Source organism: Streptococcus sp. 1621 (genome assembly GCF_013276615.1).
GTDB lineage: Bacteria > Bacillota > Bacilli > Lactobacillales > Streptococcaceae > Streptococcus.
This window is the reverse complement of sequence record NZ_VMLJ01000039.1, coordinates 1-17,935: the sequence shown is the minus strand read 5'-3', so window position 1 is coordinate 17,935 and position 17,935 is coordinate 1. Positions and strand designations below refer to the sequence as shown.

At 42.1% G+C, this 17,935-nt stretch carries 16 protein-coding genes; 11 read left to right on the top strand and 5 right to left on the bottom strand.

Features of this window, described 5'->3' with window-relative positions:
* Positions 1-56: 56 nt before the first annotated feature.
* Genes HT697_RS08950 through HT697_RS08935 form a run of 4 tightly spaced genes read right to left on the bottom strand, consistent with a single transcriptional unit; the run spans position 57 to position 2,979 of the window.
* Positions 57-716 carry an amino acid ABC transporter permease gene (locus HT697_RS08950; protein ID WP_164226847.1) on the bottom strand — a complete coding sequence of 220 codons (660 nt, stop codon included), beginning with the start codon at positions 714-716 and terminating at the stop codon, positions 57-59.
* Positions 717-725: 9 nt separating this feature from the next.
* Positions 726-1,403 (bottom strand): amino acid ABC transporter permease, encoded by a 678-nt coding sequence (locus HT697_RS08945; RefSeq protein WP_164226846.1) that lies wholly within the window; start codon positions 1,401-1,403, stop codon positions 726-728.
* Positions 1,404-1,415: 12 nt separating this feature from the next.
* Positions 1,416-2,210 (bottom strand): transporter substrate-binding domain-containing protein, encoded by a 795-nt coding sequence (locus tag HT697_RS08940; protein ID WP_173262988.1) that lies wholly within the window; start codon positions 2,208-2,210, stop codon positions 1,416-1,418.
* A gap of 10 nt (positions 2,211-2,220) precedes the next feature.
* The gene (locus HT697_RS08935; protein ID WP_084928862.1) at positions 2,221-2,979 is read right to left on the bottom strand and encodes an amino acid ABC transporter ATP-binding protein; all 759 of its coding nucleotides are present in this window, start codon (positions 2,977-2,979) and stop codon (positions 2,221-2,223) included.
* Positions 2,980-3,155: 176 nt separating this feature from the next.
* Between HT697_RS08935 and recJ the strand changes: the two genes are divergently transcribed.
* The 8 genes from recJ (at position 3,156) to HT697_RS08895 (ending at position 14,230) form a co-directional block, all read left to right on the top strand.
* Complete coding sequence (gene recJ, locus HT697_RS08930; protein ID WP_173262985.1) at positions 3,156-5,378, top strand: single-stranded-DNA-specific exonuclease RecJ; 2,223 nt, start codon at positions 3,156-3,158, stop codon at positions 5,376-5,378.
* A 172-nt stretch (positions 5,379-5,550) separates the two neighbouring features.
* Positions 5,551-7,212, top strand: a complete 1,662-nt coding sequence (locus HT697_RS08925; RefSeq protein WP_000065626.1) for a ribonuclease J — start codon at positions 5,551-5,553, stop codon at positions 7,210-7,212.
* Between the two features lie 65 nt (positions 7,213-7,277).
* Positions 7,278-8,057, top strand: a complete 780-nt coding sequence (locus HT697_RS08920) for an alpha/beta hydrolase family protein (RefSeq protein WP_173262983.1) — start codon at positions 7,278-7,280, stop codon at positions 8,055-8,057.
* Between the two features lie 111 nt (positions 8,058-8,168).
* Entirely contained in the window at positions 8,169-9,389 is a 1,221-nt protein-coding gene (locus HT697_RS08915) for an aminoacyltransferase (protein ID WP_173262980.1), read from the top strand.
* A 4-nt stretch (positions 9,390-9,393) separates the two neighbouring features.
* A complete protein-coding gene (gene murN / locus HT697_RS08910; RefSeq protein WP_173262977.1) occupies positions 9,394-10,626 on the top strand; it encodes a peptidoglycan bridge formation alanyltransferase MurN in 1,233 nt (410 codons plus the stop codon).
* A 193-nt stretch (positions 10,627-10,819) separates the two neighbouring features.
* Positions 10,820-11,521: a M57 family metalloprotease gene (locus tag HT697_RS08905; protein ID WP_173234568.1), complete on the top strand. Its 702-nt coding sequence runs from the start codon at positions 10,820-10,822 to the stop codon at positions 11,519-11,521.
* Between the two features lie 38 nt (positions 11,522-11,559).
* Entirely contained in the window at positions 11,560-13,407 is a 1,848-nt protein-coding gene (gene uvrC / locus HT697_RS08900) for an excinuclease ABC subunit UvrC (protein WP_173234570.1), read from the top strand.
* The gene (locus tag HT697_RS08895; RefSeq protein WP_164226839.1) at positions 13,397-14,230 is read left to right on the top strand and encodes a metallophosphoesterase family protein; all 834 of its coding nucleotides are present in this window, start codon (positions 13,397-13,399) and stop codon (positions 14,228-14,230) included. Before uvrC ends, HT697_RS08895 begins: the two co-directional genes overlap by 11 nt.
* Positions 14,231-14,295: 65 nt before the next feature.
* Here the strand turns inward: HT697_RS08895 and HT697_RS08890 are convergent, their stop codons facing one another.
* Positions 14,296-15,096: an amino acid ABC transporter substrate-binding protein gene (locus tag HT697_RS08890; protein ID WP_173262974.1), complete on the bottom strand. Its 801-nt coding sequence runs from the start codon at positions 15,094-15,096 to the stop codon at positions 14,296-14,298.
* 170 nt (positions 15,097-15,266) lie between these two features.
* On the opposite strand from HT697_RS08890, the gene HT697_RS08885 reads away from it, so the two are divergent.
* From HT697_RS08885 to HT697_RS08875, 3 genes are read left to right on the top strand one after another with little or no spacing between them, the layout of a single operon-like run.
* Entirely contained in the window at positions 15,267-15,872 is a 606-nt protein-coding gene (locus tag HT697_RS08885; RefSeq protein WP_050209139.1) for a nitroreductase family protein, read from the top strand.
* A 12-nt stretch (positions 15,873-15,884) separates the two neighbouring features.
* Entirely contained in the window at positions 15,885-17,285 is a 1,401-nt protein-coding gene (gene pepV / locus HT697_RS08880) for a dipeptidase PepV (RefSeq protein ID WP_173262971.1), read from the top strand.
* A 53-nt stretch (positions 17,286-17,338) separates the two neighbouring features.
* Positions 17,339-17,917, top strand: a complete 579-nt coding sequence (locus HT697_RS08875) for a uracil-DNA glycosylase family protein (RefSeq protein WP_173262968.1) — start codon at positions 17,339-17,341, stop codon at positions 17,915-17,917.
* Positions 17,918-17,935: the final 18 nt, after the last annotated feature.

The window sequence follows — 17,935 nt, the reverse complement described above, 5'->3', positions numbered from 1 at the left end:
TAACATATATACGGCAAGGTGAAGCTGACGTGGTTTGAAGAGATTTTCGAAGAGTATTATTCTGCAGCTTGTTGCCAACGTTTGGCTAGCATATGAGACAGGCTAGAAATGGCTAGGTTAAAGCTGAAGTAGATGAGGGCAATCAGGATATAAAGACTGAAGACCTGCTCTGGTTCGAAATAACGGCCCATGAGAATTTGGCTGGCTCCAAAGAGTTCTTGTAGGGCGATAACAGAGTAGAGGAGGCTGGTATCCTTAATTACGGTTACAAACTGAGAAATGATGGCTGGCAACATTTTACGAATAGCTTGTGGGAGAATGATGTGATAGAGGATTTGGGCTGAGGTAAATCCCTGCGACATTCCTGCTTCGTACTGTCCCTTGTCCACGGCATTGAGACCACCTCGGATAATCTCAGCCAAGGCTGCTGAGGTAAAGAGGGTAAAGGCTGTAATACCTGCTGGAGTGGACTTCATCTTGAATACCAAAAAAATTGTGAAAATCCAGAGAAGGTTGGGAACGTTACGCACAAACTCGATATAAATGCTGGAAATAATGCGCAAGATAGGATTTTTGCCATTTCTCATGACGGCTAGAACCGTACCGATAAGGGTAGAGAGGACGATGGCAATCAGAGAAATGTAGAGGGTCAAGCCAAATCCTTTAAGGATAAAGACTAGGTTATCTGGTGTCAAAACTTCTAAAATGGATTCCATAGTAACCTCCTAAAGTGAATAGGTTTTTTTGTTGGCTTGCTCCATTTTGCGACCAAACTGGGCAACAGGGAAGCATAGAGAAAAGTAGAGAAGGGCAGCGCCTAAAAAGGCTGGAATGTAGTTTCCGTTAAGAGCCGACCAAGACTTGGTCACAAACATCAAATCAACTCCAGAAATGATAGCGACTGTAGAGGTGTTCTTGATGAGGTTGACGATTTGGTTGGTCAAAGGAGGGAGAATGATACGGAAAGCCTGAGGCAAGATAATCAAGCGCATAGCACTAATATAGGTAAACCCTTGCGACAAGGCGGCCTCCATCTGACCGCTAGGAATAGACTGAATACCTGAACGAATAACCTCAGCGATATAGGCGCTGTGATAGAGACCTACACAGAGTACAGCTGTCCAATAAATCGGAATCATGATGATATGGTCACTGATAAGAGGTAGGCCATAGAAGACGATAACAAACTGCACCAAGAGGGGAGTGTTTTGGTAAAACTCGACAAAGATGCGAGCTAAAATGCGCAAAATTGGGCGTTTACTGGTCGACATGGCTCCAAAGAAGATACCCAAGACCATGGCGAGAATAAAGGATCCGATTGCTAGGGCAAGAGTAAAGAGGAAGCCATTGAAAAATTGTCCAAAATCCTGAAAATAGGCTGTCCAAGATGATAAATCTGTCATGAGGTGTCCTCCTTAATCTGCAGTATGGCTAGATGGTTTGAGCTTGTAACGGTCATAAAGTTTTTGTAAACTGCCATCCTTGCTCCATTTGGTAACCAAGTTATCGAGATAGTTGTTGAGTTCGGTATTTGATTTCTTGGTAACGATACCGTAGTCAGATGGCTTGAAACTATCATTTAGTAGTACTGTGCGTTTGCTGATGTAGCCAGATAGAATAGAGCGGTCAACGGAAAAGGCATCAATACGATGAGCGTGTAGAGAAGTAATCAATTCTGGATAGGAACCAAGTTCTACAAATTTAAACTTCAGGCCTTTCTTTTTACCCAGTTCGGTAATCAGGCGTTGGGTGATGGAACCTTGGGCAACACCGATGGTTTTTCCGTTTAGGTCCTCAATGCTTTTGATTTTGGCAGACTTATTGACCAAAAAGCCAGAAGCGTCTGTATAGTAGGGGCTGGTGAAGTTGTAGAGTTTTTTGCGTTCGTCTGTGATGGTGAAGGTCGCGATATCCATATCGACCTGTTCATTGTCTAGAAGTGGTCCACGAGTTTGCGCTGTAACAGGAACATAGCGAACCTTGACCTTGAGTTCATCTGCTACCATCTTAGCCAAGTCAGTTTCGATACCAGAATAGGCCCCAGTCTTAGGATCCTTGTAACCGAAATTAGGAACGTCTTGTTTTACACCGACAACTAGCTCGCCTCTCTTTTGAATGTCTGCGACACTAGTATCAGCCTGAACTGGTTTTGCAGTAGCAAGGCCCAAAAGGCTAATCAGTAATGCGGATAAAAAGAATTTCTTTTTCATAGGCGTCTCCTTATTTGACTTTGTCACTTTCGTGGTTGATGATTTTGCTGAGAAATTGTTGGGCACGAGGTTCACTTGGATTGTCGAAAAAGTCATCAACATCTGTCGTATCCACCAACACTTCTCCATCAGCCATAAAGATGATACGATCGGCAACTTCACGGGCAAAGCCCATTTCATGGGTAACGACAATCATATTCATACCATCGTGGGCTAATTTTTGCATAACTGCCAGAACATCACCGATGGTTTCAGGGTCAAGGGCAGATGTTGGCTCATCAAAGAGGAGGAGTTCCGGATGCATAGCGAGTCCACGCGCGATGGCAATCCGTTGTTTTTGTCCACCAGATAGCATGGCTGGATATGAATCTTTCTTGTCCCACATATTTACAAATTCTAGATATTTTTGGGCTGTTTTTTCAGCTTCTTTTTTATCAATTCCTAGAACTTTTATGGGTGCGAGTGTTACGTTTTCTAACACTGTTTTGTGAGGGTAGAGGTTAAAATGTTGGAAAACCATACCAACTTCCTTGCGAAGCGGTACCAAATCTTTCTGGCTGGCACCAGCAACTTGGTGACCATTTACTAGAAGACTTCCTTTGTCAATAGCCTCCAAACCATTGATGGTGCGGATCAGAGTGGACTTCCCAGAACCAGAAGGGCCTAGGAGGACAACGACTTGCCCTTTTTCAAAACGGAGATTGATGTCGCGGAGCGCGTGGTAGTCCCCGTAATATTTTTCGACGTGTTCAAATTCTACTAAAGCCATAAGGAATCTCCTTTGTGTTAGATTTTATAACATGATTCTACACCAAAAGATTTGTCTTGTCAAATCATATCTGAAAAAATTCACTAAAATTTTATAAAAAAGCAATCTGGATAGAGAAAACGTCTAAATCATGTTATAATGAAGCAATAGAATTCTTAGAAAGAGTGGATGTCTTTTTGATAACACCTACTTATGAATGGCAGTTTGCCCCGCAAGTAGAAGATGCGGATTTTACAAAGATAGCCAAGAAGGCTGGACTGGGTCCTGAGGTGGCTCGGTTATTATTTGAGAGAGGGATTCAGGACCAAGAAAGTCTGAAAAAGTTTTTAGAACCTTCCTTGGAGGACTTGCATGACCCTTATCTGCTCCATGATATGGACAAGGCAGTGGAACGGATTCGTCAGGCCATTGAAGAAGGGGAAAATATCCTCATATACGGAGACTACGATGCGGATGGCATGACTTCGGCTTCTATTGTTAAGGAAAGTTTGGAACAGCTTGGCGCTGAGTGCCGTGTTTACTTGCCCAATCGTTTTACCGACGGTTATGGGCCTAATGTCAGTGTTTATAAGTACTTCATCGAGCAAGAAGGAATTTCCTTGATTGTGACAGTGGATAATGGAGTTGCTGGTCACGAGGCTATTGAACTAGCCCAGTCTATGGGGGTAGATGTCATTGTGACTGACCACCATTCTATGCCTGAAACCTTGCCAGATGCCTATGCTATTGTCCATCCTGAGCATCCAGATGCAGACTATCCTTTCAAATATTTGGCTGGATGCGGAGTGGCTTTCAAGCTGGCTTGTGCCTTGTTAGAAGAAGTACAAGTGGAATTGCTTGATTTGGTCGCTATTGGAACCATTGCTGATATGGTGAGTTTGACGGATGAAAACCGCATTCTAGTTCAATATGGTTTGGAAATGTTGGGGCACACTCAGCGTATTGGTCTACAAGAAATGCTGGACATGGCTGGGATTGCTGCCAACGAAGTGACAGAAGAAACGGTTGGTTTCCAGATTGCCCCTCGTTTGAATGCTTTGGGGCGTTTGGACGATCCCAATTCAGCCATCGATTTGCTGACTGGGTTTGATGATGAGGAAGCGCATGAGATTGCCCTCATGATTCATCAGAAAAACGAAGAGCGTAAGGAAATTGTTCAGTCTATCTATGAAGAAGCTAAGACCATGGTGGATCCTGAAAAGAAGGTCCAAGTCTTGGCCAAGGAAGGCTGGAATCCTGGAGTTCTAGGAATCGTAGCTGGTCGTTTGTTGGAAGAATTGGGACAGACAGTCATTGTTCTTAATATAGAAGACGGTCGTGCCAAGGGCAGTGCTCGTAGTGTGGAAGCGGTCGATATTTTTGAGGCTCTGGATCCTCATCGAGACCTCTTTATCGCCTTTGGAGGCCATGCTGGTGCGGCTGGCATGACGCTGGAAGTGGAGAAACTCTCAGATTTATCTCAAGTCTTGGAAGATTATGTTCGTGAAAAAGGTGCAGATGCTGCTGGCAAGAACAAGTTAAACTTAGATGAAGAGTTGGATTTGGAGACTTTGAGTCTTGAAACAGTCAAGAACTTTGAACGTTTGGCGCCTTTTGGCATGGACAATCAGAAACCTGTCTTTTATATCAAGGATTTTCAGGTCGAAAGTGCTCGTACTATGGGGGCAGGCAACGCTCATCTCAAGCTAAAAATTTCCAAGGGTGAGGCGAGTTTTGAAGTGGTAGCCTTTGGACAAGGCAGATGGGCAACAGAGTTTGCTCAAACCAAGAATCTAGAGTTGGCAGTCAAATTGTCTGTCAACCAATGGAATGGCCAAACTGCCCTGCAGTTGATGATGGTGGATGCGCGTGTGGAGGGTGTTCAACTCTTTAACATTCGTGGGAAAAATGCAGTCTTACCAGAAGGGGTTCCAGTCTTGGATTTTGCTGGAGAACTGCCAAATCTGGCGGCTAGTGAAGCTATTGTCGTGAAAACCATTCCTGAGGATATTACTCAGCTGAAGATCATTTTTCAGGAACAGAATTTCTCTGCTGTCTATTTCAAAAATGACATTGATAAGGCCTATTATCTGACAGGCTATGGGACTAGAGAGCAGTTTGCCAAATTGTACAAGACCATCTACCAATTCCCAGAGTTTGATATTCGCTACAAGCTGAAGGATTTGGCTGCTTATCTCAATATCCAACAAATCTTGCTGGTTAAGATGATTCAAGTATTTGAAGAGCTAGGCTTTGTGACCATCAAAGATGGTGTCATGACAGTGAATAAAGAAGCGCCAAAGCGAGAGATAGGAGAAAGTCAGATTTACCAAAATCTCAAACAAACCGTCAAAGACCAAGAAATAATGGCACTAGGAACTGTGCAAGAAATTTATGACTTTTTAATGGAAAAAGAGTAGACGTAAGAAAGAGTTGGGCAACCAGCTCTTTTTTGAAAACAAATCTTCATTTTGAAAATCATCAAAAAAATGGTATAATGGTAGGAAAAGATTCGGCTAACAGTAATAGTGCTTTTAGAATAAGAGGGTAAGCAACCCTATAATCAAGATAAACTAAGATTTTGGAGGAAAAATGAGTAATATTAGTTTAACAACACTTGGTGGTGTACGTGAAAATGGGAAAAATATGTACATTGCTGAAATTGGAGAGTCCATTTTTGTTTTGAATGCAGGGTTAAAATATCCCGAAAATGAACAATTAGGGGTCGATGTGGTGATTCCAAAGATGGACTACCTTTTTGAAAATAAAGATCGAATTGCTGGGGTATTTTTAACTCACGGACATGCAGATGCTATTGGTGCTCTGCCTTATCTCTTGGCTGAAGCCAAGGTACCTGTATTTGGCTCTGAGTTGACCATTGAGTTGGCAAAACTCTTTGTCAAAGGAAATGACGCAGTCAAGAAATTTAATGATTTTCATGTTATTGATGAAGATACGGAGATTGATTTTGGTGGGACAGTGGTTTCCTTCTTCCCTACGACTTACTCCGTTCCAGAGAGCCTGGGAATTGTCTTGAAGACAGCTGAAGGTAGCATCGTTTATACAGGTGACTTCAAATTTGACCAGACAGCTAGTGAATCCTATGCGACAGACTTCGCTCGTTTGGCAGAAATCGGTCGTGACGGCGTCCTGGCTCTCCTCAGTGATTCGGCCAATGCGGACAGCAATATTCAGGTGGCTAGTGAAAGTGAAGTTAGAGATGAAATTACCCAAACCATTGCTGACTGGGAAGGTCGTATCATCGTTGCAGCTGTTTCCAGTAACCTTTCTCGTATCCAGCAGATTTTTGACGCTGCGGATAAAACAGGTCGACGTATCGTCTTGACAGGATTTGATATTGAAAATATCGTCCGCACAGCGATTCGTCTCAAGAAGTTGTCTTTAGCCAACGAAATTCTCTTGATTAAGCCGAAAGATATGTCTCGCTTTGAAGACCATGAGTTGATTATTCTTGAGACAGGTCGTATGGGTGAACCTATCAATGGACTTCGTAAGATGTCGATTGGTCGCCATCGTTATGTAGAAATCAAGGATGGGGACCTGGTCTATATTGCTACGGCTCCGTCTATTGCTAAAGAAGCCTTCGTTGCGCGTGTGGAAAATATGATTTATCAGGCAGGAGGGGTTGTCAAATTGATTACCCAAAGTTTACATGTATCAGGGCACGGAAATGCGCGTGACTTGCAGTTGATGATCAATCTCTTGCAACCCAAGTATCTCTTCCCGATTCAAGGGGAATACCGTGAGTTAGATGCTCATGCTAAGGCTGCTATGGCGGTCGGGATGCTGCCAGAACGCATTTTCATTCCTAAAAAGGGAACCAGCATGGCTTATGAGAATGGAGACTTTGTCCCAGCTGGAGCGGTTTCGGCAGGGGATGTCTTGATTGACGGGAATGCCATCGGTGATGTTGGAAATGTGGTTCTTCGTGACCGTAAGGTCTTGTCAGAGGATGGTATTTTTATCGTAGCGATCACAGTTAACCGTCGTGAGAAGAAAATTGTAGCCAAGGCTCGTGTTCATACGCGTGGATTTGTTTATCTTAAGAAGAGCCGCGATATTCTCCGTGAAAGTTCAGAATTGATTAACCAGACGGTAGAAGACTATCTTCAAGGAGATGACTTTGACTGGGCAGATCTTAAAGGGAAAGTTCGTGATAATCTGACCAAGTATCTCTTTGACCAAACCAAGCGTCGTCCAGCTATTTTACCAGTAGTCATGGAAGCAAAATAATCTTTGAAATAAACAGAGAGAAAGTTGAGTTTCGGCTTTTTCTTATAGAAAAATAGAGGAAAAATATGGCAGTAATGAAAATCGAGTATTACTCACAAGTTTTGGATATGGAGTGGGGAGTGAATGTCCTCTACCCTGATGCCAATCGAGTAGAAGAACCAGATTGTGAAGATATTCCCGTCTTGTACCTCTTGCACGGGATGTCTGGCAATCATAATAGTTGGCTTAAGCGGACCAATGTAGAACGCTTGCTTCGGGGAACTAATCTCATTGTCGTCATGCCCAATACCAGCAATGGTTGGTATACCGATACCCAGTATGGTTTTGACTATTACACAGCTCTAGCAGAGGAATTGCCACAGGTTCTGAAACGCTTCTTCCCTAATATGACCAGTAAGCGTGAAAAGACCTTTATTGCTGGTCTCTCTATGGGAGGCTACGGCTGCTTTAAACTGGCTCTTGCTACAAATCGTTTCTCTCATGCGGCTAGTTTTTCGGGTGCCCTTAGTTTTCAAGAGTTTTCTCCTGAAAGCCAAAACTTGGGAACACCAGCTTACTGGAGAGGTGTGTTTGGGGAGATTAAAGATTGGACAGCTAGCCCCTATTCTCTTGAAAGTCTGGCTAAAAAATCGGATAAAAAGACCAAGCTTTGGGCTTGGTGTGGCGAGCAGGATTTCTTGTACGAAGCCAATAATCTAGCAGTGAAAAATCTCAAAAAACTAGGTTTTGATGTGACCTATAGCCATAGTGCTGGAACTCACGAGTGGTATTATTGGGAAAAACAATTGGAACGGTTCTTGGCAACTCTGCCAATCGATTTCAAATTAGAAGAGAGATTGACTTAGTTTGAACTTCAGCATAGGGGGAGTAGAACTAAAATAAAATATGTTTTCACTAGACTTTTCAAACGAAAGTAGTAGAATAGTAATAAGATACTGGAGGAAAGAGAGTAGGAAATGTACCGTTATCAAATTGGCATTCCCACATTAGAATATGATCAGTTTGTTAAAGAACATGAATTAGCTAATGTATTACAAAGCAGTGCTTGGGAAAAAGTGAAATCTGATTGGAATCATGAGAGATTTGGTGTCTATGAAGAGGGGAGGTTACTGGCTGTGGCTAGTATTCTCATAAAATCTCTGCCTTTAGGCTATAAAATGTTTTATATTCCAAGAGGTCCCATATTGGATTACAGGGATACAGAAGTTTTAAAGTTTGTTCTGCAGTCTATTAAGTCTTACGCTCGTAGTAAGAGAGCGGTTTTTGTGACTTTTGACCCAAGTATTTGTCTATCTCAACATTTGGTCAATCAAGATAAAACAGAATATCCTGAAAATCTTGCTATTATTGATAGTTTGCAACAAATGGGAGTAAGGTGGTCAGGAAAAACAGAGGAAATGGGAGACACCATTCAACCTCGTATTCAGGCGAAAATATACAAGGAAAATTTTGAAGAAGATAAACTTTCCAAGTCAACAAAACAGGCTATTCGAACAGCACGGAATAAGGGGGTAGAGATTCAATTTGGTGGAACTGAATTATTGGAGTCTTTTTCCTTTTTGATGAAAAAAACCGAGAAGCGGAAAGAGATTCATTTGAGGAATGAAGCCTATTATAAAAAGTTGTTAGATAATTTTAAGGACAAGGCCTATATCACCTTGGCAACCTTAGATGTCTCTAAACGTTCGCAAGAATTAGAAGAACAGTTAGCGAAAAACAGAGCCTTGGAAGAGACCTTTACTGAGTCGACTCGCACTTCAAAAGTAGAAGCGCAGAAGAAGGAAAAAGAACGTTTGTTAGAGGAATTGACTTTCCTGCAGGAATATATGGATGCAGGTCAAGCAAGAGTTCCTTTAGCAGCTACCTTGACTTTAGAATTCGGACAAACTTCTGTCAATCTATATGCTGGTATGGATGATGATTTTAAACGTTACAATGCACCAATTTTAACTTGGTATGAAACAGCTCGCTATGCCTTTGAGCGAGGTATGGTCTGGCAAAATTTAGGTGGTGTTGAAAACTCTCTCAATGGTGGACTTTATCATTTTAAGGAAAAATTTAATCCAACGATTGAAGAATACTTGGGTGAATTTACAATACCTACCCATCCTCTCTATCCTCTGTTAAGACTTGCTCTTGATTTCCGTAAAACATTAAGAAAAAAACATAGAAAGTAAGTATATGGCACTAATTACACTCACGAAAGAAGAGTTTCAGGCTTATTCTGATCAGGTTTCTTCTCGTTCCTTTATGCAATCGGTTCAGATGGGGGATTTGCTAGAAAAAAGAGGGGCTCGAATTGTTTATCTTGCTTTGAAACAAGAAGGAGAGATTCAAGTTGCAGCTCTGGTTTATAGCTTGCCCATGCTGGGTGGTCTGCATATGGAGATCAATTCGGGGCCGATTTATACCCAACAAGATGCACTTCCAGTTTTTTATGCGGAGTTAAAAGAATATGCCAAGCAAAATGGTGTATTAGAGTTGCTTGTAAAACCTTATGAAACTTATCAAACTTTTGATAGCCAAGGTAATCCAATAGATGCTGAGAAAAAAAATATCATTCATGGTTTAACTGATTTAGGTTATCAATTTGATGGCTTGACGACAGGTTATCCAGGTGGAGAGCCGGATTGGTTATACTATAAAGATTTGACTGAATTAACTGAAAAGAATTTGCTTAAAAGTTTTAGCAAAAAAGGGAAACCCTTGGTGAAAAAGGCTGAAACCTTTGGCATTCGGTTGAAAAAGTTAAAACGTGAAGAACTATCGATTTTTAAGAACATCACAAAAGAAACCTCTGAACGTAGAGAATATAGTGATAAAAGTTTAGAATATTATGAGCATTTTTATGATGTTTTTGGAGAACAAGCGGAGTTTCTCATAGCAACCTTAAATTTTTCGGAGTATATGAGCAAATTGCAAGGTGAGCAAAGTAAACTAGAAGAAGTCTTGGACAAGTTGCGACTTGATTTGAGTAAAAATCCTCATTCTGAGAAAAAACAAAATCAACTGAGAGAATATTCTAGTCAATTTGAAACGTTTGAAGTTCGAAAAGCAGAAGCGCGAGACTTGATTGAAAAATATGGAGAAGAAGATATTGTTTTAGCTGGGAGTTTATTTGTTTATATGCCTCAGGAAACGACTTACCTCTTTAGTGGTTCCTACACTGAGTTTAATAAATTCTATGCCCCTGCGCTACTTCAAAAATATATTATGTTGGAAAGTATAAAACGTGGAATACCTAAATACAACTTCCTAGGGATTCAAGGGATTTTTGATGGAAGTGATGGTGTTTTGCGTTTTAAACAAAATTTTAATGGCTATATTGTACGCAAAGCGGGTACTTTCCGTTATCATCCATCGCCTTTAAAATACAAAACTATTCAGTTATTCAAAAAAATATTAGGACGTTAATACTCTTCGAAAATCTCTTCAAACCACGTCAGCTCTATCTGCAACCTCAAAACAGTGTTTTGAGCAGTCTGCGGCTAGCTTCCTAGTTTGGCTCTTTGATTTTCATTGAGTATAAGATGAAAAAGTCAGTATTTAGTTTTCTTTCAGCTTCTTTTAGTAAAATAGACTTTATTTACTAGAAAGGTGGAAGGATATGCGCTGGCTTTTTCGTTTGATAGGGGCTTTCTTTTCTTTTGTTTGGCGTTTGTTTTGGCGTCTGGTTTGGATAGTTGTGCTCTTATGTGTGCTTGCTTTCGGATTTCTCTGGTATCTGAACGGGGATTTTCAAGGGGCGCTAAAGCAAGCAGAACGGTCAGTAAAGATTGGTCAACAAAGTATCGACCAATGGGAAAGAACAGGGCAACTGCCTAAGTTGAACCAGACAGATAGCCATCAACACTCTGAAGGAAGATGGCCACAGGCTTCTGCTCGTATTTACTTGAATCCCCAGATGGATTCACGCTTTCAAGAAGCTTATTTAGAAGCAATCCAGAATTGGAATCAAACTGGTGCTTTTAACTTTGAAATTGTCGCTGAGTCCAGCAAGGCGGATACCTTGGCTACTGAGATGAACGACGGAAACACTCCTGTGGCAGGAGAGGCTGAAAGTCAGACCAATCTCTTGACAGGACAATTCTTATCTGTCACGGTACGGTTGAATCATTATTATTTGTCCAATCCTAACTATGGCTATTCCTATGAGCGTATTGTCCATACGGCAGAACATGAGTTGGGTCATGCGATTGGCTTGGACCATACAGATGAGAAGTCTGTCATGCAACCAGCAGGTTCTTTTTATGGTATCCAGGAAGAGGATGTTGCAAACCTCCGAAAAATATATGAGACTAGTGAGTAGGGAACAATCTTTCCCTACTTTTTTGCTATAATGGAATTATGAACAACTTGATTAAATCAAAACTAGAGCTCTTGCCGACCAGCCCTGGTTGCTACATTCACAAGGATAAAAACGGCACCATTATCTATGTAGGAAAGGCTAAAAATCTGCGTAACCGCGTGAGATCTTATTTCCGTGGGAGTCACGATACCAAGACAGAGGCCTTGGTGTCTGAAATTGTGGATTTTGAATTTATCGTTACGGAGTCTAATATTGAGGCACTTCTCCTAGAAATCAACCTAATCAAGGAAAACAAGCCCAAGTACAATATCATGCTCAAGGATGACAAGTCCTATCCTTTCATCAAAATCACCAACGAGCGCTATCCTCGTTTGATTATTACCCGTCAGGTCAAAAAGGACGGTGGTCTCTACTTTGGGCCTTATCCAGATGTGGGGGCAGCCAATGAAATCAAGCGACTGCTGGATCGAATTTTCCCTTTTCGCAAGTGTACAAACCCACCGTCTAAGGTCTGTTTTTATTACCATATCGGTCAATGCATGGCTCACACTATCTGTAAGAAGGATGAGTCCTATTTCAAGTCTATGGCTCAGGAGGTTTCTGACTTCTTAAAAGGGCAGGATGACAAAATCATTGATGACCTCAAGGGCAAAATGTCAGCGGCAGCCCAGACTATGGAATTTGAACGTGCGGCGGAATACCGTGACCTAATTCAGGCCATTGGAACACTTCGAACCAAGCAACGGGTCATGGCTAAGGATCTCCAAAATCGGGATGTCTTTGGCTACTATGTGGACAAGGGTTGGATGTGTGTTCAGGTTTTCTTTGTCCGTCAGGGCAAGCTTATCGAGCGCGATGTCAATCTCTTCCCCTACTTCAATGATCCAGATGAGGATTTCTTGACCTATGTGGGACAGTTCTATCAAGAAAAATCTCACCTGGTTCCCAATGAGGTACTGATTCCGCAGGATATTGACCAAGAAGCCGTTAAAGCCTTAGTGGATTCCAAGATTCTCAAACCCCAGCGTGGAGAGAAAAAACAGCTGGTCAATCTAGCCATAAAAAATGCCCGTGTTAGTCTGGAGCAGAAGTTCAATCTGCTAGAAAAATCAGTCGAAAAGACCCAAGGAGCTATTGAAAATCTAGGACGCTTGCTCCAAATCCCGACACCAGTCCGCATCGAATCCTTTGATAACTCCAATATCATGGGAACCAGTCCTGTTTCAGCCATGGTGGTCTTTGTCAACGGCAAACCAAGTAAGAAGGATTATCGTAAGTACAAGATAAAAACGGTTGTCGGTCCAGACGATTATGCCAGCATGAGAGAGGTCATTCGCAGGCGTTATGGTCGAGTTCAACGTGACGGCTTGACTCCGCCAGATTTGATTGTGATTGATGGGGGGCAAGGTCAGGTCAATATCGCCAAGCAAGTCATCCAAGAGGAGCTAGGCTTGGATATTCCAATTGCAGGTCTGCAAAAGAATGACAAGCACCAAACCCATGAATTGCTCTTTGGAGATCCGCTTGAGGTGGTGGAGTTGTCTCGCAATTCTCAAGAATTTTTCCTCCTCCAACGCATCCAAGATGAGGTCCACCGCTTTGCCATTACTTTCCACCGTCAACTGCGCTCCAAAAATTCTTTTTCATCACAATTGGATGGCATTGAAGGGCTGGGACCTAAACGCAAGCAAAATCTCATGAAGCATTTCAAGTCTCTGACCAAAATCAAGGAAGCCAGTGTGGATGAGATTGTCGAAGTTGGGGTGCCAAGAGCCGTTGCAGAGGCTGTGCAGAGGAAGTTGAACCCGCAGGAAGAAGTGGAGTTGACCCAAGTAGCGGAAGAAAGAGTAGATTATCAAACGGAAGGAAACCACAATGAACCATAAAATCGCAATTTTATCAGATATTCATGGCAATGCGACGGCCCTAGAAGCAGTGATTGCAGATGCTAAAAATCAAGGAGTCAGTGAATACTGGCTTCTGGGAGATATTTTTCTTCCTGGTCCAGGCGCAAATGACTTAGTCGCCCTGCTAAAGGACCTTCCTATCACAGCAAGTGTTCGAGGCAATTGGGATGATCGTGTCCTTGAGGTCTTGGATGGCGAATATGGTTTGGAAGATCCGAAAGAAATTCAGTCAATGCGCATGACCCAGTTTTTGATGGAGCGAATGGATCCTGCAACGATTGTCTGGCTACGAAGCTTGCCTTTGCTGGAAAAGAAAGAAATTGACGGATTGCGCTTTTCTATCTCTCATAATTTGCCAAATAAGAACTATGGTGGTGACTTGCTAGTTGAGAATGATACAGAGAAATTTGACCAACTGCTAGATGCGGAAACCGACGTGGCAGTCTATGGTCATGTTCACAAGCAGTTGCTTCGTTATGGCAGTCAGGGGCAACAAATCATCAATCCAGGGTCGATTGGCATGCCCTATTTTAATTGGGAGGCGTTAAAAAATCACCGTGCCCAGTATGCCGTGATAGAGGTTGAAGATGGGGAATTGGTAAATATCCTATTTCGTAAAGTCGCTTATGATTATGAAGCGGAGTTAGAACTGGCCAAGTCCAAGGGGCTTCCTTTTATCGAAATGTATGAAGAGCTACGAAGAGAAGACAACTATCAGGGGCACAATCTGGAACTCTTAGCCAGCTTAATAGAAAAGCATGGGTATGTAGAGGATGTGAAAGATTATTTTGATTTTTTGTAAAAGTTTCCTAAAATAACTAATGCAAACTAAAAACGATTGGCTGGTCCAATCGCTTTTAGTATATCTTACTGTAACTGAGATTTATCTGGGAGATAAGAACCACCTAGATAGGTATTGCTGAGTTTTTCAAGGGTTCCGTCTTGGTAGAGTTCTTTGAGTACTTTATCAAATTGTTCTTTAAACTCTTTCTGGTCGCTTGAGAAAACGATATAGTTGCTGGGGCTATCGGCAGAAGGCAAGTCAACCACAGAAAGGTCTAAGCCACGGTCCTTGATAATCTTTTGAACGGATACTTTGTCAAAAACTAGGAAATCAAATTCACCGTTAGCAAGGTCTAGGATTCGTTTGCCGATATCTTCACCAGAAAAATCGATAGTAGCAGGATTATCAGTGTGTTTTTGATTCCAGTTATTGATGAATTGAGCGTTTGAAGTTCCGGTATCTTCTTGCGTTGTTTTGCCAGCGATTTGGTCAAGAGAAGTCAAAGGATTTTTCTTGTTGCTGACAAGGACGAGGGGATTGTTTGAAATTGGAAGTGAGTAGAGGTATTTTTCAGCACGCTCTTTTGTGTAACTCAAGTTATTTGCCGCAGCCTGATAGTGACCAGAATCAAGTCCTGGGAAGATACTTTCCCAGGCAGTTCTTTGGAATTGAATCTCGTAGTCGCTGAGTTTTTCATCCACTGCCTTTAGAACTTCAATATCGAAGCCTGTCAGATTGCCTTTATCTTCGTAGTCAAATGGTGGCACATCGCCAGCTGTAGCAACGACGATTGTCTTTTGAGAACTAGTCTCTTTAGGTGTAGCTTGATTCCCACAGGCAACTAAAAAGGGGATGATAGCTAGTAAAAGGCTAAATTTTTTCATAATATCTCCATTCAAATGTAAAGTACTTGCTAGTTTATCAGAAACTTTCTTGATGAACCAATATATATTTTTTATGGCTGTAATAAAAAATCTTAATCATGAAAAATCCCTGCAAGCTCTTTCAAATTATGGTAGAATGGAAGCAGTAGAATTAGAAAAGGAAATCGATTATGAAATTTCTTGAATTAAATAAAAAACGTCATGCGACTAAGCATTTCACTGATAAGCCAGTTGATCCAAAAGATGTGCGTACGGCTATCGAAATTGCAACCTTGGCTCCAAGCGCCCACAACAGCCAGCCTTGGAAATTTGTGGTGGTACGTGAGAAAAATGCCGAACTAGCAAAATTGGCTTACGGTTCAAACTTTGAACAGGTATCATCAGCGCCTGTAACTATTGCCTTGTTTACAGACACAGATTTGGCTAAACGTGCCCGCAAGATTGCCCGTGTCGGTGGCGCAAAGAATTTCTCAGAAGAACAACTTCAATATTTCATGAAGAACTTGCCTGCGGAATTTGCCCGTTACAATGAACAACAAGTCAGCGACTACCTAGCCCTCAATGCAGGTTTGGTTGCTATGAACTTGGTTCTGGCTCTTACAGACCAAGGAATCGGATCAAATTTGATCCTTGGATTTGACAAATCAAAAGTCAATGAGGTTTTGGAAATTGAAGACCGTTTCCGCCCAGAACTCTTGATCACAGTGGGTTACACAGACGAAAAATTGGAACCAAGCTACCGCTTGCCAGTAGATGAAATCATCGAGAAAAGATAGAAAGAAGAAAAAATGACAGTAATTGATTTTACAGCAGAAGTAGAAAAACGCAAAGAAGACCTCTTGGCTGACTTGTTTAGCCTTTTGGAAATCAACTCAGAACGTGATGATAGCAAGGTTGATGCTGAGCATCCATTTGGACCTGGTCCAGTAAAAGCCTTGGAAAAATTCCTTGAAATAGCAGATCGTGATGGCTACCCAACTAAAAATGTTGACAACTACGCAGGACATTTTGAATTTGGTGATGGAGAAGAAGTTCTCGGAATCTTTGCCCACATGGATGTGGTGCCAGCTGGTAGCGGTTGGGACACAGACCCTTACACACCAACTATCAAAGATGGTCGCCTTTATGCGCGTGGGGCTTCGGACGACAAGGGGCCTACAACAGCTTGTTACTATGGTTTGAAAATCATCAAAGAATTGGGCCTTCCAACTTCTAAGAAAGTTCGCTTTATTGTTGGAACAGACGAAGAATCAGGCTGGGCAGACATGGACTACTACTTTGAGCACGTAGGACTTGCCAAACCAGACTTCGGTTTCTCTCCAGACGCTGAATTCCCTATCATCAATGGTGAAAAAGGAAATATCACGGAATACCTTCACTTTGCAGGTGAAAATGCAGGTGGTGCCCGTCTTCACAGCTTCACAGGTGGTTTACGTGAAAACATGGTTCCTGAATCAGCAACAGCAGTTATTTCAGGTGATTTAGCTGACTTGCAAGCTAAACTAGATGCCTTTGTTGCAGAACACAAACTTAGAGGAGAACTCCAAGAAGAAAACGGTCAATACAAGGTGACCATCATTGGTAAATCAGCCCACGGTGCTATGCCTGCTTCAGGTGTCAATGGTGCGACTTACCTAGCCCTCTTCCTTAACCAGTTTGACTTTGCTGGTCCAGCTAAAGACTACCTTGACATCGCTGGTAAAATTCTCTTGAACGACCATGAGGGTGAAAATCTCAAGATTGCTCATGTGGATGAAAAGATGGGTGCTCTTTCTATGAATGCCGGTGTCTTCCGCTTCGATGAAACAAGTGCTGACAATACCATTGCCCTTAACATCCGCTATCCAAAAGGAACAAGTCCAGAGCAAATCAAGTCAATCCTTGAAAACTTGCCAGTTGCTTCTGTTAGCCTTTCTGAACATGGTCACACGCCTCACTATGTGCCAATGGAAGATCCACTTGTGCAAACCTTGTTGAATGTTTATGAAAAACAAACTGGACTTAAAGGTCACGAGCAAGTTATCGGTGGTGGAACCTTTGGTCGCTTGCTCGAACGCGGAGTTGCCTACGGTGCTATGTTCCCAGACTCAATTGACACCATGCACCAAGCTAATGAATTTATCGCCTTGGATGATCTCTTCCGAGCAGCAGCAATTTATGCCGAAGCTATTTACGAATTGATCAAATAAAACGATAGAAGTCTGAGATCTTATGCTTAGACTTCTTTTTGGAGGGAAAGTAGATGTCTCAAATCGAAAGAATCAAGCAGGCTCTTATGTCAGATCCGCAGAATGTCAGCTATACAGAGCGTGGCATTGAACCTCTCTTTGCAGCGCCAAAGACTGCTCGCATCAATATCATCGGTCAAGCGCCTGGTCTTAAAACCCAAGAAGCAGGCCTTTACTGGAAAGATAAGAGTGGTGACCGCCTGAGAGACTGGCTAGGTGTGGATGAAGATACCTTTTACAATTCAGGATATTTTGCTGTTCTGCCTATGGATTTCTACTTTCCAGGGCATGGAAAATCAGGTGACCTGCCACCGAGAACTGGCTTTGCAGAAAAATGGCATCCACAGCTCTTGCAAGAATTACCAGATATTCAATTGACCCTCTTGATTGGCCAATATGCCCAAGCCTACTATTTGCAGGAGAAAGTCAGTGGCAAGGTAACAGAACGAGTAAAACATTACCAGAACTACTTGCCAACCTATTTTCCACTAGTTCACCCCTCACCGCGAAATCAAATCTGGATGGCTAAAAATCCTTGGTTTGAGTCAGAAGTGGTGCCAGATTTGAAAAAAAGAATTAAAACCATTTTATAGTCAATGAAAATCAAAGAG